The organism is Kribbella sp. NPDC031520, from assembly GCF_055580825.1.
The window spans coordinates 239,618-262,138 of the sequence record NZ_JBVIKS010000003.1; the positions used below are offsets into that span (position 1 = coordinate 239,618).

Consider the following 22,521-nt stretch of genomic DNA (forward strand, 5'->3'; position numbering starts at 1 on the left):
GTCGATCCCGCCGGACCGCACCACATTGTGCGGTCACTCAGAGATTAGTCCACCTTTGTCACTGGTGTGGTCTCGGGACGGGCCTGTCATCGTTTGGTGAGGCGCAGTGCGAGGGCCGGGCAGGCGAGGACTGCGCGGCGTGCGTCCGGGAGCTCACCGGCGGTGATTTCGCGGCCCCGCAGGACCGGGAATCCCCACTCGTCGAGGACCACGTCCTCGGGCAACAGCCCTGCACACAAACCGTGTCCGTCGCACCGGGTCCAGTCGATCTCGAGCTTGCTCATCTCGTGCCCCCTAATACTCCGAGCACGGGCCGGCCGCACCCCTGGCCGTTCAGGTGACGACGTACGTCGTGGTCGAAAACCTCGAGGGCCGATGTGAGGAACCTCGCAACACCGTCCGGGTGCGCGCAGGCCCCGCGGCCCGGAACCAGGCCGAGATGCCGTTGAGCGTCGTACCAACCGTCCGGGTCGCCGACCGTCATCCGGGCGAAGTCGTCGACCAGGGACGCCAGTCCGAAGACGCACGGACCGCACTGGCCGGCGGACTGACCTCTCAGCCACTCGGCCACGCGAGTGACCTCTCCCAGCGGGCAGGTGTCGGAGCCGAGCGCCAGGATGATGCCCGCGGACACCTCCGGTCGCTGGAGCGTCACACCGTCCGTGTGAGGTAGCCAGCGGCCGTGGTAGCCGCCCAGTAGGACAGGACCCGGCTCTGCACCGGCGTACTGCAGGACTGTATCCAGTGGGACACCAGTCGGTGTCTCGATTACACCTGGCCGCTGTACGGCACCACCGAGCGTCAGTAGCTGTGTACCCGGCTCGCTGGTCAGCCCGGTGCTGCTGAAACCACGGGACCCCAGCCGTGCCAGTACGGCGAGCTGGGCGAACGTCTCCACGTTGGACAGGAACGTCGGCCGCCCGTGGTACCCCTTGCGCGTCGGCAGCACCCTGCGCCCCGGTGGTACGGCGGTACCGCCCTCCAGCACGCTCAACACCGCACGGGCCTCCCCTGCGACGAACCGGTTCGGCGTCTCACGTACCTCGATCGCCAGGCGGTCGTCACGCTCCACCAGCGCCTCCTGCAGCGACGTGGCCGCGGCCGGGTCGTGTACGGCGATCAGCACGTGCGGCGCTCGCAGTGCATGTGCCAGACCGACCGCACCGTCAAGAACGAGATGGGGTGACCGCGTAAGGAGGAGGCGGTCCTTGCGGCTCACGGGCTCGCTCTCGGAGCCGTTGACCACGACTGCTTCCACGCCACGTGCTGGCAGATCCTTGAGCTTCAAGGCGACGGGAAAGGCTGCGCCACCGCGTCCCCTGAGTCCTACGGCCTCACACAGCTGCAGGTAGTCGTCGCGGGTGAGCTCTGGCTGCGGACCGTGCGTCATGAGGTGCCGCTGGAAGTCCAGGCGGCCGTGGTCGAGTCCAGCGAGGACTCTCGCCTCACCGATCACCCTGGTCTCGTCGATGGTGATCACTGGGTCCTCCAGGCTCTTGTAGGCAATGCATTGAGGCGGTAAGCGCCCGCGGTCGCGACAGCGGCCAGGCAGCCGAGCGTGATGCCGAGCATCCACGGCGTACTGCGGTCCGTACCGGCCAGCAGTGCGTGTCCGATCGACAGCAGCCAGCCGAGCGACGCAGCGATGTGGAGCTTGCGCCAGTACTTCGTGAACTTCTCGGACGACGCCAGCCGCCCCCGGGCAGCTCCGACGACCGAGGCGAGTACCAGGCCGTACAGCGCAAGCGCACCGACGACCATGGCGAACGGCCGGTAGCCAGAAGCGAACGGCCACACAAGAACGACGGGACTGATACTCACGTAGCTGTCGGCGAACACGGCGACCAGGTGCGTCACCAGCAACACCAGACCGGTCGCAGCCGCCGAGCGATGCACGTACTGCAGCCAGAACCGCCGCTCGGCCGACTTCAGCCGCGGCATCACCATGCCGAGCACAGCGGACACCGTGAACATGACCATCGTGACCACGCCGGCCGCCCGAGCAAGGTACCAGAGCGTCATCAGGCGGCCTTGCTCGTTGTGGGCCAACCTGACAACTCGGTGATCTCACCGTCGGCGTCAATCAGCCGGGCCGGGTGACCCGCCAGCTTCAGCCGTCCCAGCGCGGCCTCCCCGGTCGCGACGAGCGCCGTACTGAAGGTGTTCGCCCGTACTGCGGTCGGCGCCCAGACGAACGTAGTCCGGTACGGGCCCTCCGCGGGACGACCGGTACGCGGGTCGATGACGTGGTGGCCGTACCCGGTCGGCGTCTGCCAACGCCGTACCGTGCGCGTCGAGGTGGTCAGACCGCCATGGGCCAGCGTGACGAGTACGCCAGGATCACCGGCGCGCTCTGCGACCGTGATGATCCAGGGCTCCTTCGGTGCACCCGCAGCGCGCAGGTCGCCTCCGATCTCGACCAGGACGGCACAGCCGTAGCGCTTGCTGAGCAGGTTGGCCGCGCGGTCCGCGGTCCACGCCTTCGCGGTCGCGCCGAGGTCGAGCGCGCAGTCCTTCGGTACACCGAGCAGCGCGAGCTTCCGGTTCAGCCGGACCTCCTGCCAGCCGGCAACCTGGACCTGGTTGCCGTACGGCTGCGGGAAACGTCGTCGTACGGTCTCGATGTCCGCGTCGTACCCCGCCGCGATCACAGCGGGACCGACCGTCGGGTCGACCGCGCCGCCGCTGACCTGGGCCGCGACCAGGCTGACGTCGACCAGGTCGACGAGCAGCCGCGACACCGGTACGAGCGCACCGGCGCGACTGTTGACGACCGACAGCTCGGAGTCCGGGCGGAACCGGCTCGCGGCCTTGTCGACCCGGTCCATCAGCGCCTTGAGTTCACCGCACGCCGCACCAAGTACGGCGGGGTCGTCGACGGTCAGCCGGACCGTACAACTCCACGCCGACCAGGTACGCGACGCGGTCATGATCCGTTGCTCCCACCCTGCGAACCGGAGGAGCCGGAGTCGGTCGACCCGAGACCGCTGCTCGAACTGCCGTTGCTGGATCCGCTGCCCGAGCTCGACGAGCTGCTGCCGTTGTCGTCGCCGGAGCCGCTGGTCGACGTCGTACTCGACGTACTGCTGCTCGAGTGCTTCGACGAGGCGACCGCGACCGAGACTCCGGTCGCGCCGACGCCGAGCATGGCAGTGGCTATCGCGGCGGCCGAGGCGCGGCGCAACCAGCGCGGACGGTTGGGCTGGGATTCATCTGTTCTGACCATGCCCCAAGCCTCGGCCGAGGCGCCTCAGCCGCACTCCAAGGGAAGCTCAAGCCACCGTCAAGTTCTCCTGAAAGGTCTCTGAGAGCAGTTCTCAGGAGCCGAGCGGGCAGTCGGTGTCACAGTGCTTGACGATCGTGTCGACGACCTCGTCCGCGGCCTCGCCGAGCATCGCGAACCGCTCCGGCCCGAACACGTCCACGAAGAACTCCCGGACCCGCGCCGCGTGCGCCGGCGCACACTCCTTGATCGCCGCGAGCCCCTCCTCAGTGATGACGACCTCCGGGTACCGCGACTCGCAGGCTTCCTTGCGGATCAGGCCGCGCTTCTCCATCCGGGTCAGATGGTGCGACAGCCGGCTCTTCTCCCACTGCGTCGACCGGCTCAGCTCGAACGCACGCATCCGGCCATGTTCCGATTCGGACAGGTTCACCAGGATCTCGAAGTCCGATTTGGACAGGCCGAAGTCCCGCTGGAGGTGCCGCTCCAGATGCGCCTCCAGCGTCCGCTGCATCAACAGGTAGCTGCGCCACGCCTTCTGCTCGTGATCGTCGAGCCACGGTCCTTTGCCCACGCTCTCCATCGTACAGGTTCAGGTTGACACATCAACCCGAGCGAGTAGGGTTGACACATCAACCTAACTCTTCATGGGGAGTGACCCGATATGAGCAAGAAGCTGATCGCCGTCGTCGGAGCGACCGGGGCACAGGGCGGCGCAGTGGTCCGCGCGATCCTCGCGGACCGGTCCGGCGAGTACGCCGTACGGGCGCTGACCCGGAACCCGGACTCCGCGAAGGCTCAGGAGCTCGCGGCGGCAGGTGCCGAGGTGGTGTCGGCGGACCTCGACGACGAGACGTCGGTCCGGGCCGCGTTCGAGGGTGCGTACGGCGCGTTCGTGGTGACGAACTACTGGGCGCCGCTCAGCCCGGAACAAGAGGCGGCACGGACGCGGGCCGAGATGGAACTGGAGCAGGCCGAGACGGCGGCGCGGGCCGCCCGGGACGCCGGCGTACAGCACCTGGTCTGGTCGACGCTCGAGGACACCCGCCCGGTCCTGGCGGGACGTGACGACGTACCGAGCCTGGACGACGGCCGGTACACCGTCCCGCACTTCGACGCGAAGGGCGAGGCGGACGAGCTGTTCATGAAGTACGGCGTACCGACGACGTTCCTGCGTACCACGTTCTACTTCGACGCGTTCCTCACCACGGCGCCGCCGACCCGCAACGCCGGCGGCAAGCTGGCGATCTCGTTCCCGATGGGCGACCGGCGGCTGTCCGGCATCGCCTCCGACGACATCGGCCGCACCGCGTTCGCCATCCTCAAGGACCCCGGCCTGATCGGCGAAACCGTCAGCATCGCCGGCGACCACCTCACCGGTGCCGAGTACGCCGAGACCCTGTCCAGGGCCCTCGGCGAGGAGGTCGTCTACCACGCGCCGACCGTGGCGGAGTACCGCGAGTACCCGTTCCCGATGGCCGTGGAAATGGGCAACATGTTCCAGTTCTACGCCGAGAACCACGACGAGTTCACCGGCAACCGCGACCTCACCAGGGTCCGGGAGCTGAACCCCGAGCTCGAGTCCTTCGCGACCTGGGTCGACAAGCACCGCGACGAACTCAAAGCCGCGCAGAGCTAGACAGATCCGGACCCTGCCGCACGCTCAGGCGGATCGACGGGCCGCCGGCCGCGGGGGTTCGAGTCCGAGCGAGGAAGCGGCGGCGAGCAAGGTCACCCGGGACGCGGTCACGTGTTCGACCAGCGTGAAGTTCTCGCCCTGGGGCCCTTGGACCAACGCGACCCGGCCGGCGGAGGTGTCCCGCGGCCCGGAGCGCACAACCGCGCCGAGCCGCAGCGCCAGCTCCACGGATCGATCGCAGTTCGGTACGGCGAAGTGCGGCTCCCAGGTCGACTTCACCGCTTCCGGAAGGTCGGTCTCGCACGGGCGGACCGAGGCGATCCGCGATCGCCCCACCGCCAGGACCGCCTCGTCCTCATCATTACGGCCGTACTCGAAGCCGAGGAGACCGCGATAGAAGTCCAGGGCGACCGGCAGCGCGCGGGTACTGAGTTCGGTCCAGCAGGCCAGACCGAACTCAACATCCTGGGGCAAAGCGGTCACAGCACCGGAACGCATCCCGAAGACGGCACCGACCGGGTCAGCCGCGATCGTCACCGCGCCGAGCGCACCGAGCGATCGATCGGTCTCGAGTACGTCGCCGCCGGCGGCACGGACGCTCGCGACCAGCGGTACGGCGCCTTGCACCGGGAAGACCGTGATCCAGTTGGAGCGGGTCGTCACGCCGTCCGGCTTCGTCCCGATCGCCGCGACCGGCTCTCCTGCGATCCACGCCGGGTGATACCCGTCCCCGACCGGATCGGCCGCGACGTGCCACCCGAACAGCTTCGAATAGAAGTCGGCAGCTTCCTCGGGATCGTCCACGTGACAAATCACCAGACATCCCTTGTCGGACCAGCGCTCACCCATACGTTCTCCCCGTTGACGTTGCACTCTTCAGTTAGCAAGAGACCGCTCACCGTAACCGATGACGCGAAGATCAGAAGTTTCCCGGATTTCGCGTCACGGTTCCTGTGTTCCGTTCTGGTTGAGGACAGGCGGTGCAGAGGGTCCCGACGTACGTAGTCGGGCGCCGCCTTCCTACCCAACCCAGCGGCGCGGTAGCGCCGGCCGCTGGGATGCCGGGGTCTTCGTACCTTGTGTGGTGTTGCGGCCCGAGGTCGTAGGCAGTCTTGCTGTGCAGGTTGCCGCAAACGTTCGCGTGCCCAGGACGCGGCTTCCGCTGAGTGCTTCCACTGTGCCGTCGATCGACGCCTGCGGTTGCCGTGGATAGCGCAGTGCGACCTCCACGGAGGTTGTCCGGTTGGCGCCGGCCGTCAGGTCACATGTCAGACGAACGTCCGCTGTCCGGCGGCACGGTCCGTCTTGTCCGTCGGCGGGCGAGGCGCCGGCCGGAAGAAGGAGTACGACACGCAGCGCCGATACTCCAGGCGCCGTCCGTACGACAAGGGCGACGTCAAAAAGCTGAGACGTACCACGCTGGGTCAGCGACGCACTGGCAAAGCTCACGGCAGGCGTCGACCGGACGGTCGGACGCGGCCGTTCGGTTGGACGCGCCTCGTCGGCCGGACGCGCTCGTTCGCTCGGATCGGCAGCTGGCGTCGCCGGGCTATCAGTCGGCCGCGCGGCTTTCGTACTGACCGTCGGGTGCACAGTTGGCGTCTGGGTGGAACGCGCACGGGGTGTCGGCGACGGGCCTTGTGGTGTCGGCGACCTGGTCGGCGTTGCCGGTACCGGGAACGAAGGATCCCGCGCCAAGGCCTCGGTCTGATCGCCGTATCCCGACGGGCTGACGAGCGCAGCCAGCACCACGGCTCCAATAATCCCGCTCAACCCCACCACGGCAACGGCGACCTTCACACCGCCGACGTTGGACTTCAATGCCTGCAGCACACGCCCGACGAGAGTCGCGGAGGTCGCCGCGGGCAGCTGAGCGGCGTACCCACCGACCACCAACGCCGGCAGCAGCAGAACACCGAGTCGCGAATTGACCTCGACCAGCTCTCGGTACGCGGCCTCGCAGCTCGCACAGGTCGGCAGATGCGCTTCGATCCGCGCGATCGCCCGCTTCGACGCCGTGCCCCGGACGTACGACGGGAGATCATCGGCGATGCTCCGGCAGACATCGTCGTCGAGCGCCACATGCTGACGCAGATACGCCTGCCGCAGCCCCTCCCGGGCACGCACTGCCAACGCGGACACAGCGTTCGCCGACAGCCCGAACTCCGGCGCGATCTCCGAAACCGCCCGCTGCTCGACGTCCACCAGCCACAACACCCGCTGCCAGCGCTCCGGCAACGACTGCAATGCAGCCACCGCCGAAGCACGATCGAACGCGTCGACAGCCGCATCCGTACTCTCGGCCGTTGAGTCCAACGCCTCCTCACTGTCCGTCAGGACGAGCTTGCTGTCCTGCCGCGACCTGCGGATCTGCAGATTCCTGATCGTGGTCAGCAGGTATGGACGCAGCACCGTGTCCGGACCTGCACCGCGCCGCAACTGCCCGAAGACCAGCACGAACCCCTCGGCGACCAGGTCCTCGCCGTCCGCGCCGGGCGACAGTCCCCTGGCGAACGCCGCAGCCGCGCTCCGGTGCCGCTCGAACAGCACGGCGAACGCCGCCACATCCCCGTCCCGGACCCGCGCGATCAACTCCGCGTCCGGCAGGCCACTGAAATCAGTGGACATCCTTCCCCGTCCTCCCGTGTCGCAGCCCCCGCGCTGCGTCCTGCGGACGCTAGCACGCACAGGGTCCCCGGAAAACCCAACAAGCAACCGATTTCTCACCCACAAGACAGCCGTCTCAGCTCCCGAGCATTTCCGGTGGTCGCGGCCAGCGCCACGCTGCCCGCATGGCGAAGACCTGAGTGCTGACCAGGGTGTTAGCGGTCACCGTGGTTGCGGTTGCGCACCTCCGCTAGCCCACTGCGCTCCGCTCACCCACGACACCTCCACTCGCCCGCTCCGACCTCGCCCGACTCGACCCACCCTCGGCTGGCACCGCTGCCGGCATCCCCGTATCCGACGCCAACATGCCACTTGCACGTACGGCAACCCCGCAGGGTCGCGGCATCCGACTGACCCCGAGACCGATCGCGTACGGCGCGCCGTACACATAGACGCGCCCCGAACCCGCCAACACCCAACCCCGACCTCCAACTTGCCCGCTTCGCCTCCGCTCGCCCAGTGCGCCTCCGCTCAACCTGTGCGCCTCCGCTCGCCCAGCGCGCCTCCGCTCGTCCGCTTCGGCCCCGCCCGACTCCACCAGTCCCCGACTGCTGACCGCTGCCGCAACCCCGCACCGTCGCCCACGTACCACCCGCGCAGGCGGCAACCCGCCGACTCCCGTCATTCGGCTGACCCCCGGTCGTAGATCGAGTTGCTCCCGGCAACCAATCCCCACGACCCACGGAACCTCTGCCACTCACGCCGGCCTATACCCACTTTCGACGCCGTCCGCATGTGATGTTTCCCCTTGTGGACAAGGCATTCCGCGTCCCCCGGCGATTTGGCGACCCGCGCCGCATGCCATAGAATCGAACACATGTTCGGAGAAGACCTGGATGCGCTCACGACCCGCGACCTGCTGGAACGGGCCGCCGGCTGCCGCACGCGAGCCAACCAGGCCGACGCCGACCTCCTCGAATGTGCCCAGCTCTACGCCGACCGCCACCACCCGACAACCCATGAACCCCGCTCCGCCCGCCGCGCCACCGACGGCCGCGAGCAAGCAGTCGTCCTCGGCGGCGACGGCTGCCCCGCCATCACCGAGTTCTGTATCGCGGAGTTCGCAACGGTCATCGGGGTATCTCCGGGAGTCGGCCGCGACCTCATCGGCGACGCCCTCGCCCTACGACACCGGTTCCCCCTGACCTGGTCCCGCATCCAGACCGGCGAAGCCACCCCCTGGAAAGCCCGCCAAATCGTCCGCGCCTGCACGAAGCTCGACCACGCCGCCGCCGAGTACGTCGACCACCGCACCGCCGCGATCATCGACACCATCTCCCCCTACCGCCTCGCCAAGATCATCCAGGCCGCCAAGATCTACGCCGACCCCGACCAAGCCCGCAAAGACGCCGCAGCCGCGGCCGACGAACGCGGCGTGTTCGTCGGCCGCGGCGACAAACACGGCAACAACACCATCTACATCAAAGCCCCCGCAGCCACGGTCAACCGCCACAACACCGCCATCACCGACATCGCCGAAGCCCTCAAAACCCTCGGCGACACCCGCCCCCTCCAACACCGCCGAGCCCAAGCCGTCGACGTCCTCTCCGACCCCACCTTCACCCAAGAACTCCTAGCCCAAGCCGCCCAGGCCGCCCATGCTGCTCAGAGCCACACGGCCAGCCGCCCCGCCCAGCCCCACCAGCACGACGACCCCAACCCCGGCCCCACCACCAGCACGGACACGGGTACCAGGTCCAGCCCTGACACGGGCTCCAGCACCGTCTCCAGCTCTGACATCGGCTCCAGCACCGGGTCCAGCACCGGGTCTAGCTCTGACATCGGCTCCAGCACCAGGTCCAGCACCGGGTCTAGCTCTGACATCGGCTCCTGCTCGGAGACGGGCGCCGGATCCAGCTCCGGGTCCAGTACGCGGTCCAGCACCGTCACAGGCACGGGGTCCAGCTCTGACATCGACTCCAGCACCGGCTCCAGGTCCGGGTCCAGCACCGTCACAGGCAGCAGGTACAGCACGAGCTCCGGCACCCGCGCCAGCTCCAGGACTGGAACAGACACCGGCACGAGCTGCGGCACCGCCTCAAGCTCCGCCACCATCCCCGAGAGCTCCTCCGCGTGCACGGCGTCGGGCACCGGCCGCAGCTCTGACACGTGCAGCGGCTGCAGTTCCAGCTGTGTACGCAGTTCCGACCCAGGCACCGGGGCCGCGTCGCAGACTGCGAGCGGCGGCGACACCGAGCAGCGCACCCACAACATCGCCAGCCCGCACAGCTCTGACAGCTCTGACAGCCCTGACAGCCCTGACAGCCCGCGCAGCCCCGACAGCTCGGACCGGTCGGACAGCTCCGATCCGACAGGTTCGCTCGACGCAGCTGACGTGTTCGAACCGCTAGGTCCTCCGGATGATCCGTGGCTGGAAGCCGCCGGGCCTGATGACCCCGATCCGCTGATTGATCCGTTCGACAGGCACGCATCAGCGCACGGCCGGCATTCCGACAGCGAACCCGACGAGGGTGCGCCGATGGACGCTGCCGCGCTCCGGGCGCTCAACGCCCGCCTCGCCCAGATCAAGCACGACGCCTACGCCAACCCGAGCGACCTCGGCAACCCCAACAACCAGGCTCGCCCGGCTGGGCCGGACGATCCAGGCAGCGAGGAGATGCCAACGCGTCGGTCCAGCGGACAGGTGCGCCCGGGCAAGACCGAGGTTGTCGTACACCTCACCGACCACACCCTCGCCACCGGCACCGGCGTGCTACGGGCGGAATCCATCGGCCCCCTCCTGGCCGCCCAGCTCAGCGAGCTGATCGGCCACGGGCCGTACGTCGTGAAGCCGGTCATCGACCTCAACGACGCCGTCAGCGTCAACGCCTACGAGATCCCGAACCGGATCCGGGAGCGGGTCAAGCTGATCCACCCGGTCGAGCTGTTCCCGTACGGCACACGCGAGACCACCAACACCATCGACCTCGACCACATCCAGCCCTACGACCCGCTCGGTCCACCCGGGCAGACCAGTACGACCAACCTCGCACCGTTGGGCCGCTTCGGCCACCGGGTGAAGACCCACGCCCGCGGATGGAAAGTCCACCGCATCGACGACAGGACACTCGAATGGACCACGCCGCACGGCTTCACCTTCCACGTCGACCCGACAGGCACCCATCGGGTGGACCAACGGGGCGACGACCCAGCCGAACGTCAGGTCAGGTAGGGGCGGCCGTTGGAGTCCCACCTCAGTACACCGGTGAAGACCGGGTGGATGTTGGAGTCCTTGACGCCGTTGTGGTTCGCGTCGACGTACGCGTGGAAGGCGATCCAGGTGGTACGGCCGACGTTGATGACGGCCGCGCCGCCGGGACCGCACAGCTTCGTCGACGCCGTCGTTATCAGGGTCTTGACGAGCGCGAACTTGCCGTCCCAGAAGGTGTTCGCGGACTACACGTCGGCGTTGTACGAGCAGTTGAGGCAGTCGCCGCGGGACGTGAACAGCCACACCTTGCCGCCGTGCGCGATCACCGACGGCCCTTGATCTTCGACGAGCTGACGATCTTCGCGATGCTGCTGCCGACGACAGAGCTCGGTCTGGGTGTCCACCTGGACACCGCGGATCTGGAAGCCGGAGGCGTTGCGGTAGTCGCTCGTGTAGATCAGGTACCGCTCGCCGCCCGGGCGTTAGATTGCAGGTCCACCCGAAGTTCGATCAGCTTCACTGCCCCGTCGGTGACGAAGAGACCAAGGCCGCCTGCATCCGCAATCGGGGCGGGGCGGAAGGTGAGGGCGACTTGGTTGTCGACGACTGCTTGGGCGGTTGGGCCGTCCAGGAGGACCTGCAGGGTGTGGCGGCCGGGTGGGAGGGGGCAAGGGCGTTCCAGGTCTACGGCGTGGGGTACGTCGCCGTGGATCTGCCACTGGGCCGGGCCGGTGCGTCCGCGGGGCCAGTGGTCGAGGACCAGGCGGTCGCGTTGGGGCTCCAGGCGGAGGATGGTCGCCTCCTCGCCGTCGGGGCTCGCGTGCAGGAGCAGCCCGAAGGACTGGGTGCCGGGAGCAACGTCGACGGTCAGCGTGATCAGGCACTCGGCCGGAACCGGGTCTCCGATCCAGGCGGCGTACCGGTCTCGGGCTCCCTCCCCCGGTACGTCAGCCGCGCCGTCGAGCGGCGACAGCTTCACGTCCGAGCCGTCGCCGTACGCCGCGACAATCTCCGCAGGCAATCCGAACTCCAGCGTTCCATCGACCGACTGGCGGGCTTCGAGTACGGCGAGATCGCCAGCCCACTGCCACGAATCCCCTTGTTTCGTAGGGATCCAGCCGACGAAGAAACGGCGGCCGCCATGCGCCACCGTCTTCGCGGCGTAGAACGCCCGCCCGTCGACGGTGTCACGCGACGGTGCGAGCCACGGGCCGTCCGGCCCGCGTGCGATCCGGTACCGCGCCTGGAAGGCGTCGCTGAACTCGGAGTAGACCAGGTACCACCAGTCGCCGAGCTGGAAGACATCCGGGCACTCCTGCGTGATGTACCGGTGCGGCTCCCACAGCGGAGGCGCGAGCTCCCACCGTTTCAGATCGGTGGACGTCAGCCGTGCGACCACACCACATCGGCGATCGGGCGCGTCGTCGTACCGCGCGGCCAGCACCATCTGCCAGGACTCGTCCGGCGCGGTTCGGTAGACGAACGGGTCGCGCCAGTCCTGCGGTACGAAACCGTTGGGTGCGCCAAAGGTGTCCTCGGGCACCTTCGTCCAGCGAGTCGGATCGCCGTCGCTCACCGCGTGGCAAACCACCTGATACGAACCAGAAGCGTCCCCGCGCCGTGGATTGTGCCCCGTGTAGAACAGGTGCAGGCGCGATCCGTCGGCCACCACGCTGCCGGTGTAGCAGTCGAAGTCGACGGCATCACGATCACCGGTCGGCAGTACGACACCGTGGTCGGTGTACTCCACGAAGTCCGTCGTCGACACCAACGCCCACGGCATCCCGCCCGGCCCCGCGGTCGGATCGTCCGGCCGCAGGTCCAGCAGGTAGAACAACCAGACGCGCCCGTGGTAGCTGAACGGAATCACGTCCCCGACAAACCCCGAGGCAGGCCGCCAGTGCATCACTTCCGCCGCACCCGCTTCGGTGGGTCGCCCACCGAGTCTCGTTCGATCAGTTCGCAGTCGACGATCACGCGGTCGGGAGCCTCCTCCGGCGGGGAGAGGACCAGCTCGCCGGCGCGACGGCCGAGCATGAGGTGTGGGAGGGCGGCGGTGGTGAGACCGGGGCGGACCTGGTCCGCAACGTCCGGCTGGTCGTCGAAGCCGACGATGCTGACGTCGCCGGGGCAGTCCAGCCCGAGCGCGTGCAACGCGAGCAACGCACCGATCGCCATCCGGTCGTTACCGCAGACCAGGGCGGTCGAACCGTGCTCGACCACCACCTCGGTCGCCAGGTCGTACCCGTTCCCGATCTGGTAGTTCCCGTACCGGTGCACAAGATCCGCCGGCCGCAACCCAGCGGCCCGCGCGGCGTCGTCGAACCCGCGCCGGCGCTCCTTGCACGCGTAGTCGTTCCGCATACCCCCGAGGAACGCCACCTCGCGATGCCCGCGCTCGAACACCGACGCCGCCGCCGCACGTCCCCCGGCGTACTCGTCGGCGAGCAGCACCGTGTCGGCGTGCCCCTCCTCCGGCCAGCAGTTGACGAAGATCGTCCGGATCCCGTCGAGCCGCGGGCTGCGGTGCAACGGCTGCGGGGCGAGAGACGCGTACACGATCGCGGCGACGCCCTGCGCGACCAGGCTCGCGACCGCGTCGTCGCCCTGACCCGGGTCGTCGGTGGTGTCCACGACCATGCAGACATAGCCGGCCGGCTGGACGACCTGTTGCAGGCCGAGCACGATCAGACCGGCGTACGGCTGGGAGACGATCCCGCTCGTCACCACGCCGATGGTGAACGACCGGTTCGACCGGAGCAGCTGGGCCGCGCGGTTCGGGACGAAGTCGAGCTCGGCCGCGGCCTGCAGCACCCGCCGCCTGGTCTCCTCGGCGACCGCGACGTCGCGGCGGTCGTTCAGTACGAACGAGACGGTCGGCTGCGACACCCCCGCGCGGCGAGCGACATCGGTCATCGTGACGCGTTTCGGCCCACCGGCCCGCTGTTTCGCCATCGGTCCCCCTTCACGCAAAGCGGCGTCGGCACCGCCGCTAATTAACTATCACAGATCCAGCCAATACGTATTGACCCCACCTTAGACCGCTGCTACCGTCCCGGGTCAATACGTATTGGGTGCAAGGAGGAAACCCCATGTCAGGTATTCATCCGCCCGCCGGATCGCTCGCCCGCCGTACCCTGCTGAAGGCCGGCGCCGGTGGCCTGAGCCTCGCCGCGCTGGCCGACCTGGCCGCCTGCGGCAAGGACAGCGGCGGCTCGTCGAAGTCGCTGAAGATGCTGTACTTCGGTGAGCAGGCACAGGCGACCCAGCTGCAGAACCGGTTGCAGCCGCAAATCGCCAAGCTGGACTCGACGATCAAGTTCGAGATCTCGGCGATCAACGGCACCGACTGGAACGACTTCCTGGCCAAGGTGCTGACCCAGATCGCGGCCGGTACGCCGCCGGACATCATCAGCGTCGCGACCGAGGGCCTGCAGCTGATGGCGTCCAAGGAGCTCGCGATCCCGCTCGACGACTACGTCACCAAGGACCTGTCGGCGCTGAAGGAGTACTTCGCCGACATCCACCCGGCGCTGATCGAGTCGATGATGTACCAGGGCCACCTGTGGGAGCTGCCGGACAGCTTCAACGCCGGCAACATGTTCTACAGCACCGAACTCTTCCAACGGGCCGGCGTCACACCGCCGACCGAGAGCTGGACGCTCGAGGACTTCGAGTCCGCGGCCACCAAGATCGCCAAGTTCAAGGGCATCAACGCCTTCGGCTGGGTGGTCCGGCTGTGGGGCAGTTGGACGTCGTTCATGTACGCGAACAACGCCAACCTGCTCGAGGAGGGCAAGTACGACGGCGGCGACTGGCTGTGGAACAAGGCGTACGCCGGTGACGCTGCCGCCGCCGGGCGGAAGGGCGGCTGGAAGTGGGGCGCGCCGACGGCGAACTCCGACGCGACGGTCGAGGCGCTGGACTACATGATCCAGCTGACCAAGAAGGGCCTCTCGCCGTCGCCCGACGTCGGCGGTGGCGGCACGCTGCAGGGCCTGTTCGCGTCGAACCGGATCGGGATGTCGATCGGCGGCGGGTTCTGGGCCGGCGGGCTGGCGAATGCCGGAATGAAGAACGGCAGCTTCGACGTGACGATGTTCCCGAAGTGGAAGAGCCAGCGGCACCTGTTCGGCGCCGGCGGGTACGCGATCTTCAAGTCGTCGAAGAAGAAGGATCTGGCCTGGGAGGTCCTCAAGCTGCTCGTCAAGCCGGACACCTTCGACCTGGTCTTCCCGGGCAATGTGACCACGCCCGGCCGCAAGTCCCTGGTGACGGCCGCGCGGTACTCCAAGACCGGGCCGAAGCACTGGTCGGTCTTCTACGACACGCTGACCAAGCACCCGGACACCGCGCCGATCCCGGCCCCGCCGTACTACAACGCGCTCGCGACCGCGCTGAACCAACGGACCACCCAGGCGATCTCGTCGGGTAACGCCAAGGCCGCCCTGGACGGGCTGCAGGCGGATCTCGAGAAGGCGGCGGGGGCGAGCTGATGTCCGCCGTCATCGCGGACGTACCGAAGACGGTGGTGAAGCAGCGAAGCCATCCGACCTCGCACGGTGAGGCGCGGTTCGGTTTCGCGATGATCGCTCTGTCGGTGCTGTTCGTCGCGGTCTTCACCGCGATCCCGATCCTCGCCTCGCTCGGCCTGTCGTTCTTCTCCTGGGACGTGATCTCGACCCCGGAGTACGTCGGGCTGAAGAACTACCAGCAGCTGTTCAACGACGGCCCGGTGCTGAAGTCGTTCGGCGTCACGCTCGGGATGGCGCTCGCGATCGTCGTACTGCAGCTGACCATCGGCCTCGCGCTCGCGGTGCTGGTCAACCAGCGCAAGCTGGTCTGGGTCCGGACGTTGTTCCGTACGGCGTTCTACCTGCCGCTGCTGGCGTCGACCGCGGCCGTGTCGATCTTCATGGGCTACCTGTTCGACTACAAGTTCGGCGTCGTGAACTACTACCTCGGGCTCCTCGGCATCCCGAACGTACCGTGGCTGACCAGCGGTTTCGGGGCGGCTTCGACCATCGTGCTGATCGCGGTCTGGCAGCAGGTCGGGTTCACGTTCGTATTGTTCGTGGCGTCGCTGATGTCCGTACCGACCGATGTCCTCGAGGCCGCGCAGATCGACGGCGCCGGACCGTTACGGACCCTGTTCCGGATCAAGATTCCGTTGATCAGCCCAACGATCCTGTTCGCCGCGGTCGTTGCCCTGATCAACGCCATGCAACTGTTCGACCAGCCGTACATCATGACCAAGGGCGGCCCGGGGTCGGCGACCACGACGGTGACGATCTCGATGTACCAGAAGGGCTTCCAGAACCTGCAGTTCGGGTACGGCTCGGCGATCGCGATCGTGCTGCTGGTGGCGATCCTGGTGATCACCGGGCTGCAGTTCCTCGCGGCACGAAAGCTGGTGTTCTACCAATGATCCACTCCACCACGGCCCTCGCCCGGATCGGCCGGTACCTCGGCGTCACGGTACTGGTGATCGCCGCGATGGTTGCCCTCGGCCCCTTGCTGTGGACCGTCACCACCTCGCTGCGGACGCCGGCCGAAGCGTTCACCAACCCGCCGCACTGGCTGCCGCTGCATCCGGACTTCTCCAACTACAGCGCGGTCTTCGACCGGATCCCGATCGGCCGGTTCTTCGTCAACAGCGTGCTCGTCACCGGGCTGATCGTGATCGGCCAGACGATCACCTGCACGCTGTCCGGGTACGCGTTCGCGATGGTCAGCTTCCCGGGGCGCTCGGTGATCTTCGGGATCTTCCTGGCCACCATGATGGTGCCGCTGCAAACGATCATCATCCCGGTGTTCGTGATCATCCGGTACCTCGGACTCTCCGACAGCCCGTTGTCGCTGGTGGTCTCCGCACTCGGCAGCGCGTTCGGCACGTTCCTGATGCGGCAGTACTTCATGCAGATGCCGCGCGAGCTCGGCGAGGCGGCCCGGATCGACGGCGCCGGGCACTTCCAGACGTTCCTGATGATCTACGCCAAGATGGCCGGTCCCGCGATCGCGACGCTCGCCATCCTGAACTTCTCCGGTTTCTGGGCGGAGTTCTACCGGCCGCTGATCTTCCTGCAGTCGCAGGACAACTTCACACTGCCGCTCGGTCTGGTCGGCCTGCAGGGCAACCTCGGCACCGGCTCGATCTCGATCGTGCTGGCCGGCGTCATCCTGGCGATCCTGCCGAGCGTGCTGCTGTTCATCTTCGCCCAGAGGTACTTCATCGCAGGCATCACGGCAGGAGCATCCCGTTGACCCAGGTTCAGGCCGAGACCCGTACGGCCGCCCACCTCCGCCCCGCGTTCCACATCCGGCCACCGCGCGGCTACCTGAACGACCCGAACGGCCCGATCGAACTCGGCGACGACGTCCACCTGTACTTCCAGTCGCGTACGGGGCTCGACATGGCGGTGCCCGTGGAATGGGGGCACGCCACGTCGACCGACTACGTGCGCTGGACGTTGCACCGGCCCGCGATGGCGCCTCAGCCGGGCGGGCCGGACGCCGACGGCTGCTGGTCCGGCAACACGGTCCTCGACCAGGGCCGGATCCGCGCGTTCTACTCGGGCTACATCGACGACCGCCCGTACCAGTCCGTACTGACGGCCGTGTCCGACGACGGCGGCGCGTCCTTCGGGCCGGCCCGGCAGGTGGTCCCGGATCCGATCGACCACGCGATCATGTTCCGCGATCCGTTCGTCTGGCAGGAGAACGGCTCGTGGTGGCTCGCCGTCGGCGCCGGGTACGCCGGCCGCGGCGCGAGCATCACGCTGTACCGGTCGGACGACCTCGAGACCTGGTCGTACGTCGGCCCGCTGGCGGAACTGCCTCGCGGTACCTCGAACGGCGAGGACACCGGCGCCGCGTGGGAATGCCCGCAATTGCTGACGATCGACAACCGGCGGATCGCCGTCGTCGCCTCCTGGTCGCCCGAAGGTGGTTCTGCGGAGGTGCTGTCGTTCGACGTCGACGTACCGCCCGCTCCGCAGCGGGTCGACCACGGGACGAACTTCTACGCGGCGTCGGCGATGCGGGACAGCCGGTTCGGCCCGCTGCTGTTCGGGTGGCTGACCGAGGGACGGGACCGGCCCGGGTGGACCGACGACTGGGCCGGGGTGATCTCGCTGCCGCGGGTGGTGTGGCTCGGGGACGACTCGTCGCTGCGGAGCGCGCCAGTTCCGACGGTCGACACGCTGCGCACCGGTCCCGGCGTACCGGCCGACGGCTGTACGACGGGCGCGCAGTGCGAGATCGCCGTACCAGAGGGATCTGGGCAGGTCGTCATCCACTTCGGCGAGCAGGAGCGGGTGGTGATCTCGCTGGACGCGGACACGCTGACGATCGACCGCACCGAGGCCAGCCTCGCACCGCACGCGCACCGCGACCGGATGCAGGTGACGAACGCGTTCGACCCGGAGTCCGGCCGGCCCGCGGCCCGGATCTTCCTCGACGGCTCGGTGCTCGAGGTGTTCACCAGCGCCGGCCGGGTTCTCAGTACCCGCGTCTACCCCACCACACCGCCCACCTGGCAGGTCGAAGCCCCACCCAACGCCCACTTCTGGACCCTCGACCACTGACAGGAGTCCTTCATGTTCCGTACGGCGCTGACCCTCGTCCTGGCCACGAGCCTGGCCACCGGTGCCTACCAAGAGCCCTACCGACCGCAGTTCCACTTCAGCCTTCCACACAGCTGGATGGGCGATCCGAACGGCCTCGTGTACGAGAACGGCGAGTACCACCTCTACAGCTACGGCACCTGGGAAGGTGCCGTCAGCAAGGATCTCGTGCACTGGCAGAACATCCCGGTCACCGGACCGCAGCGCGATGCCGGCAGCAACGCGTTCTTCTCCGGCAGCGCGGTCGTCGACACAGAGAACACTTCCGGGTTCGGGACATCGCAGAACCCGCCGATGGTCGCGATGTACACGAGCGTCCAGCAGAGCTCCGGTGTCCAGGTGCAATCGCTTGCCTACAGCACCGATCATGGCCGGAGCTGGACGCGGTACGGCGGTAACCCGGTGCTCGACCTCGGCTCGAAAGACTTCCGCGATCCCAAGGTGTTCTGGTACAAGGACAGCTGGCGGATGGTGATCACGCTGTCCGACCAGCACAAGGTGTCGATCTACAGCTCGCCCGACCTCAAGCAATGGACGCATCTGAGCGACTTCGGACCGTTCGGCTCCGTCAGCGGGGTGTGGGAGATGCCTGATCTGTTCCCGCTCCGCGTAGACGGCGGTCGCGTCAAGTGGGTGCTGTCGGTCAGCGTCGGCAGCACGGGCGTGCAGTACTTCGTCGGGAACTTCGACGGTACGACGTACACGCCGGACGGACCCGCCACCTACACCCCGCCGGCCGGCGTGCCGCTGGAGAACTTCGAGTCCGGGAGCTACGGCGACTGGACGACGACCGGCGATGCCTTCGGTACCGCGCCTGCGACGGGCACATTGCCGGATCAGCAGGACGTGACGGGGTTCGTCGGCACGCGTCTCGTGAACAGCTACAACGGTGGCGACCGGTCCACCGGAACGTTGAGCTCTCCGGTGTTCACGATCACCAAGCCGCACCTGAACTTCACGATCGGCGGCGGACAGCATCCGTACGTCGAGGGCGCGGCGCCCTTCGGCACGCTGCCACCCGGCGAGGTGTTCGCGGACTTCTCGGGTTCGACGTACGGCGACGGGTGGACCGCGAGCGGCTCGTTCACCGGAGCTGGGCCGTCTCCGTCGAGTCTGCCCAACCAGCTCGGCCCTCAGGTGCTCGACACCTTCACGCCGGACGGCGACGCCGGGACCGGGACAATCACTTCGCCGGTCTTCATGATCGATCGCCCGTACATCGACCTGCAGGTCGCGGGCGGTGACCACCCGTGGGGACAAGCGAATCCGACGGCGGTCAATCTGCTCGTCGACGGGCAAGTGGTCGCGACGGCCACCGGTCCGAACGCGCCGGACCTGACCTGGAACAACTGGGACGTCAGCAAGTACCACGGCAAGCAGGCACAACTCCAGATCGTCGACGACAACACCGGTGCGGCCGGCTGGGGTCACCTGATGGTGGGCGACATCCTGTTCGCGGACGCCCCGGCCAAGCCGTGGGACGTGCAGACAGGCGTCAACCTGGTCGTCGACGGCAAGGTCGTACGCTCCGCAACCGGGGCGAACAGCGAGGCGCTCGACTGGACCTCTTGGGATCTCCAGGACCTGATCGGCAAGCAGGCCCAGCTCGAGGTCGTCGACCACAGCAGCGGCGGCTGGGGCCACGTGCTCGCCGACGACTTCCGGCTGAGCGACGCGCCCGCACTGAGTACCAACGAGCGCGCGCACTGGCTGGACCACGGCAGCGACTTCTACGCCGCCAACACCTGGAACGGTACGGGCGGCAAGCGCGTCGGGATCGCGTGGATGAGCAACTGGGCGTACGCGGGTCAGACCCCGACCACCCCGTGGCAGGGCGCAACGACCTTCCCCCGCGACCTCACACTCCGCACCATCGACGGCACGGTCCAACTGGCCCAGCAACCCGTCCCCGCGATCACATCTCTGCGCGGGTCGGCTGTCCAGGTCAGAACGGCAACCAGCGGTACGAAGTCGCTCGGCCTCACCGGCGACACCCTCGAGATCCAGGCCACCCTGCGCCCCGGCACCGCCTCGCGCTTCGGCCTCAACGTCCGCACCGGCGGGACGCAGTACACCCAGATCGGCTACGACACCCACACGAAGAAGCTGTACGTCGACCGCACCCACTCCGGGGCGACCGACTTCAGCGCCGGCTTCCCCGACGTGAAGACCGCCCCGCTGCCCCTCACGAACGGCGAACTGACCCTCCGCATCCTGGTCGACCGCTCCTCGGTCGAGGTCTTCGCCGACCAAGGCCAAGTCACCCTCACCGACCAGATCTTCCCCGACCCCACCAGTCGCGGCGTAACCCTCTTCGCCGAAGACGGCACCACCTCAGCCGACGTGAAGGCTTGGCCCCTCAGGTCCAGCTGGAAATGACAAAACCGCCACCCTCGGCATGATGGCCGAGGGTGGCGGTTCAGTTACCGACTACTCGCCGACCAGCTGGTCGTAGTGCGTGGTGACGGAGACGTCGCTCACGCCGTTGAAGACCACGGGGATCTTGCCGTACGACGTGATCGCGGTCGCGGCGCCGTTCGCCTTGCTCATCGCGAACTGGTAGCCCGACTGGGTGTCGTGGTCGACAGCGACGACCAGCGAACCACCACGGGTGCCGCAGCTCTGGACGACCACGGACTCGTACGCGCCCCAGCCCGACGAACGGATCAGCTTCATGACCGGCTTCGCACCAGCGGCGACCGGGATGTGCGCAGTCCACAGCGCACCCGAGTTCGTGGTCATCAGCAGCGTGTCGTAGGTCGCGGTCTCGCTGATCACCGTCAGCGTCTTGAAGCCGCGGAAGCCGGCGATCGGGCCGAGCGCCCGGAAGCCGGTGCCGACGATCTGGTAGCGGTAGAGGCTACCGTTCGTGTTCAGACCGTACAGGTACGCGTGGCGCGGAGCGGCGATGCTGTAGTTCGACGTGGCGATCGCCTTGAAGCTGGTCCAGCCCGATCCGACCTTCTTGAAGGTAGGCGCCCAGATGTTGGTGTCGCCTCCGTCCCGCAGGTAGGTCGTGTGCCGGTAGAGGCTGCCGCCCTGCAGAAGCAGGCCGTAGTAGTAGACCTGGGTGCCGGCGGAGTTCACCGCGCCGTACCAGGTCGTGTCGGCGCGGCTGCCGACGAACTTGAACGGCGTGTCCTGCAAGGCCTGGACGTGCCGCCCAGGCATCGCCGCGGTCTCCTGCGACATGCCCGCGGCGGTCGGCGACATGACATCGCTGATGCACGGGTCGTCGCCGGCGGCCTTGAGCGTGTTCGGCGTCACGTTCTTGGCGAACGGGTGCTTCGGGTCGGCCTGGCTGGTGGCGGCGGCCGGGACAGATGCGGCCGCGGCCGAAATTAGGCCGATGGCGGCCACTGCGAGCGCAAAACGCTGCAACTTCATAGGATTCCCCTCCGGAAAAGATCTCATTGCCCCCGAGATCGCGCCGACTATAGCCGATGAGGCACTTAGGGCCGCGGGCGGACCGTTCGCTTCTCGATGCTCTTGCGGGCCGCCTGCTCTGCCGTCAGCGGCACGACGCGTTGGACGAACACACCTGGCAGATGGACGGCGTCGGGAGCGAGTTCGCCGACCTCGACGACCTGTTCGGCCTCGACGATCGTCAGCCGGCCGGCCATCGCGGCGACCGGGTTGAAGTTGCGAGCGGCCGCATGGAACACGCAGTTCCCGGCGCGATCCGCGACGGCCGCGCGAACCAGAGCGAGGTCGGTGACGATCGCCTCCTCCAGCACCATCTCGCGCCCTTGGATCGTCCGCACCTCCTTCGCCTGCGACGCGATCGCGACCGTGCCGTCGGGCGCGTACCGCCAGGGCAGTCCGCCCTCGGAGACGAGCGTGCCGACGCCGGTCGGGGTGAAGAACGCCCCGATCCCGGCCCCGCCCGCGCGCAGCCGTTCGGCGAGTGTGCCCTGGGGTGTCAGTTCGACCGTCAGTTCGCCCGCAAGGTACTGACGTGCGAACTCCTTGTTCTCCCCGACGTACGACGCGATCACCCGGCTGATCCGGCGACGTTCGAGGAGCAGTCCGAGACCGGCGCCGTCGACGCCGCAGTTGTTCGACACCACGGTGAGGTCGCGCGCGCCCTGTTCGAGCAGCGCCTCGATCAGGAACCACGGGATACCCGACAGCCCGAACCCGCCGACCGCGAGACTCGTCCCGTCCGGGACGTCCGCGACCGCGGCCTCGGCGGTGGCGACGACCTTGTCGATAC

General features: G+C 67.9%; 22 protein-coding genes. 9 read left to right on the top strand and 13 right to left on the bottom strand.

Annotation, left to right across the window (positions count from 1 at the left end; genetic code table 11):
• Window positions 1-86 precede the first annotated feature (86 nt).
• Genes ACZ5BU_RS16525 through ACZ5BU_RS16540 form a run of 4 tightly spaced genes read right to left on the bottom strand, consistent with a single transcriptional unit; the run spans window position 87 to window position 2,930 of the window.
• Entirely contained in the window at window positions 87-284 is a 198-nt protein-coding gene (locus tag ACZ5BU_RS16525; protein WP_465699694.1) for a ferredoxin, read from the bottom strand.
• Window positions 281-1,480, bottom strand: a complete 1,200-nt coding sequence (locus tag ACZ5BU_RS16530) for an NADH-ubiquinone oxidoreductase-F iron-sulfur binding region domain-containing protein (RefSeq protein WP_465699696.1) — start codon at window positions 1,478-1,480, stop codon at window positions 281-283. The genes ACZ5BU_RS16525 and ACZ5BU_RS16530 overlap by 4 nt, the downstream gene beginning before the upstream one ends.
• A complete protein-coding gene (locus ACZ5BU_RS16535) occupies window positions 1,477-2,022 on the bottom strand; it encodes a hypothetical protein (RefSeq protein WP_465699697.1) in 546 nt (181 codons plus the stop codon). Before ACZ5BU_RS16535 ends, ACZ5BU_RS16530 begins: the two co-directional genes overlap by 4 nt.
• Window positions 2,022-2,930 (bottom strand): FAD:protein FMN transferase, encoded by a 909-nt coding sequence (locus ACZ5BU_RS16540; RefSeq protein WP_465699699.1) that lies wholly within the window; start codon window positions 2,928-2,930, stop codon window positions 2,022-2,024. Before ACZ5BU_RS16540 ends, ACZ5BU_RS16535 begins: the two co-directional genes overlap by 1 nt.
• 6 nt (window positions 2,931-2,936) lie before the next feature.
• Here ACZ5BU_RS16540 and ACZ5BU_RS16545 point away from each other — a divergent pair, with 6 nt between their 5' ends.
• Window positions 2,937-3,308: a hypothetical protein gene (locus ACZ5BU_RS16545; protein WP_465699700.1), complete on the top strand. Its 372-nt coding sequence runs from the start codon at window positions 2,937-2,939 to the stop codon at window positions 3,306-3,308.
• A gap of 9 nt (window positions 3,309-3,317) precedes the next feature.
• Here the strand turns inward: ACZ5BU_RS16545 and ACZ5BU_RS16550 are convergent, their stop codons facing one another.
• Window positions 3,318-3,806 (bottom strand): MarR family winged helix-turn-helix transcriptional regulator, encoded by a 489-nt coding sequence (locus ACZ5BU_RS16550; protein WP_465699702.1) that lies wholly within the window; start codon window positions 3,804-3,806, stop codon window positions 3,318-3,320.
• Between the two features lie 81 nt (window positions 3,807-3,887).
• On the opposite strand from ACZ5BU_RS16550, the gene ACZ5BU_RS16555 reads away from it, so the two are divergent.
• Window positions 3,888-4,862 (top strand): NmrA/HSCARG family protein, encoded by a 975-nt coding sequence (locus tag ACZ5BU_RS16555; RefSeq protein ID WP_465699703.1) that lies wholly within the window; start codon window positions 3,888-3,890, stop codon window positions 4,860-4,862.
• Window positions 4,863-4,886: 24 nt separating this feature from the next.
• Here the strand turns inward: ACZ5BU_RS16555 and ACZ5BU_RS16560 are convergent, their stop codons facing one another.
• The 4 genes from ACZ5BU_RS16560 to ACZ5BU_RS16575 all read right to left on the bottom strand — a co-directional run bounded on the left by ACZ5BU_RS16560 (window position 4,887) and on the right by ACZ5BU_RS16575 (window position 9,686).
• Window positions 4,887-5,711 carry a VOC family protein gene (locus tag ACZ5BU_RS16560; RefSeq protein WP_465699705.1) on the bottom strand — a complete coding sequence of 275 codons (825 nt, stop codon included), beginning with the start codon at window positions 5,709-5,711 and terminating at the stop codon, window positions 4,887-4,889.
• Window positions 5,712-5,882: 171 nt separating this feature from the next.
• Window positions 5,883-7,490 carry a sigma-70 family RNA polymerase sigma factor gene (locus ACZ5BU_RS16565; protein ID WP_465699706.1) on the bottom strand — a complete coding sequence of 536 codons (1,608 nt, stop codon included), beginning with the start codon at window positions 7,488-7,490 and terminating at the stop codon, window positions 5,883-5,885.
• Between the two features lie 1,162 nt (window positions 7,491-8,652).
• The gene (locus ACZ5BU_RS16570; RefSeq protein ID WP_465699708.1) at window positions 8,653-9,060 is read right to left on the bottom strand and encodes a hypothetical protein; all 408 of its coding nucleotides are present in this window, start codon (window positions 9,058-9,060) and stop codon (window positions 8,653-8,655) included.
• 74 nt (window positions 9,061-9,134) lie between these two features.
• Window positions 9,135-9,686: a hypothetical protein gene (locus ACZ5BU_RS16575; RefSeq protein ID WP_465699710.1), complete on the bottom strand. Its 552-nt coding sequence runs from the start codon at window positions 9,684-9,686 to the stop codon at window positions 9,135-9,137.
• 322 nt (window positions 9,687-10,008) lie between these two features.
• Between ACZ5BU_RS16575 and ACZ5BU_RS16580 the strand changes: the two genes are divergently transcribed.
• Both ACZ5BU_RS16580 and ACZ5BU_RS16585 read left to right on the top strand, forming a co-directional pair.
• Window positions 10,009-10,701 carry a hypothetical protein gene (locus ACZ5BU_RS16580; RefSeq protein WP_465699712.1) on the top strand — a complete coding sequence of 231 codons (693 nt, stop codon included), beginning with the start codon at window positions 10,009-10,011 and terminating at the stop codon, window positions 10,699-10,701.
• A gap of 48 nt (window positions 10,702-10,749) precedes the next feature.
• Entirely contained in the window at window positions 10,750-11,019 is a 270-nt protein-coding gene (locus ACZ5BU_RS16585) for a hypothetical protein (protein ID WP_465699714.1), read from the top strand.
• A 118-nt stretch (window positions 11,020-11,137) separates the two neighbouring features.
• Here ACZ5BU_RS16585 and ACZ5BU_RS16590 read toward each other — a convergent pair whose 3' ends face one another.
• Window positions 11,138-12,586 (bottom strand): glycoside hydrolase, encoded by a 1,449-nt coding sequence (locus ACZ5BU_RS16590; RefSeq protein ID WP_465699715.1) that lies wholly within the window; start codon window positions 12,584-12,586, stop codon window positions 11,138-11,140.
• Window positions 12,586-13,635, bottom strand: a complete 1,050-nt coding sequence (locus tag ACZ5BU_RS16595; RefSeq protein WP_465699716.1) for a LacI family DNA-binding transcriptional regulator — start codon at window positions 13,633-13,635, stop codon at window positions 12,586-12,588. Before ACZ5BU_RS16595 ends, ACZ5BU_RS16590 begins: the two co-directional genes overlap by 1 nt.
• A 137-nt stretch (window positions 13,636-13,772) precedes the next feature.
• Here ACZ5BU_RS16595 and ACZ5BU_RS16600 point away from each other — a divergent pair, with 137 nt between their 5' ends.
• Genes ACZ5BU_RS16600 through ACZ5BU_RS16620 form a run of 5 tightly spaced genes read left to right on the top strand, consistent with a single transcriptional unit; the run spans window position 13,773 to window position 20,684 of the window.
• Window positions 13,773-15,176 carry an ABC transporter substrate-binding protein gene (locus tag ACZ5BU_RS16600; RefSeq protein WP_465699718.1) on the top strand — a complete coding sequence of 468 codons (1,404 nt, stop codon included), beginning with the start codon at window positions 13,773-13,775 and terminating at the stop codon, window positions 15,174-15,176.
• Entirely contained in the window at window positions 15,176-16,108 is a 933-nt protein-coding gene (locus ACZ5BU_RS16605; protein ID WP_465699719.1) for a carbohydrate ABC transporter permease, read from the top strand. The genes ACZ5BU_RS16600 and ACZ5BU_RS16605 overlap by 1 nt, the downstream gene beginning before the upstream one ends.
• On the top strand, window positions 16,105-16,944 hold the full coding sequence (locus ACZ5BU_RS16610; protein ID WP_465699721.1) for a carbohydrate ABC transporter permease: 840 nt from the start codon (window positions 16,105-16,107) through the stop codon (window positions 16,942-16,944). Before ACZ5BU_RS16605 ends, ACZ5BU_RS16610 begins: the two co-directional genes overlap by 4 nt.
• Window positions 16,941-18,266 carry a glycoside hydrolase family 32 protein gene (locus tag ACZ5BU_RS16615; protein WP_465699722.1) on the top strand — a complete coding sequence of 442 codons (1,326 nt, stop codon included), beginning with the start codon at window positions 16,941-16,943 and terminating at the stop codon, window positions 18,264-18,266. The genes ACZ5BU_RS16610 and ACZ5BU_RS16615 overlap by 4 nt, the downstream gene beginning before the upstream one ends.
• 12 nt (window positions 18,267-18,278) lie before the next feature.
• A complete protein-coding gene (locus ACZ5BU_RS16620; RefSeq protein ID WP_465699724.1) occupies window positions 18,279-20,684 on the top strand; it encodes a GH32 C-terminal domain-containing protein in 2,406 nt (801 codons plus the stop codon).
• Window positions 20,685-20,735: 51 nt separating this feature from the next.
• Here the strand turns inward: ACZ5BU_RS16620 and ACZ5BU_RS16625 are convergent, their stop codons facing one another.
• Window positions 20,736-21,692: a hypothetical protein gene (locus ACZ5BU_RS16625; RefSeq protein WP_465699726.1), complete on the bottom strand. Its 957-nt coding sequence runs from the start codon at window positions 21,690-21,692 to the stop codon at window positions 20,736-20,738.
• Between the two features lie 65 nt (window positions 21,693-21,757).
• Entirely contained in the window at window positions 21,758-22,519 is a 762-nt protein-coding gene (locus ACZ5BU_RS16630; protein WP_465701060.1) for a CoA transferase subunit A, read from the bottom strand.
• Window positions 22,520-22,521: the final 2 nt, after the last annotated feature.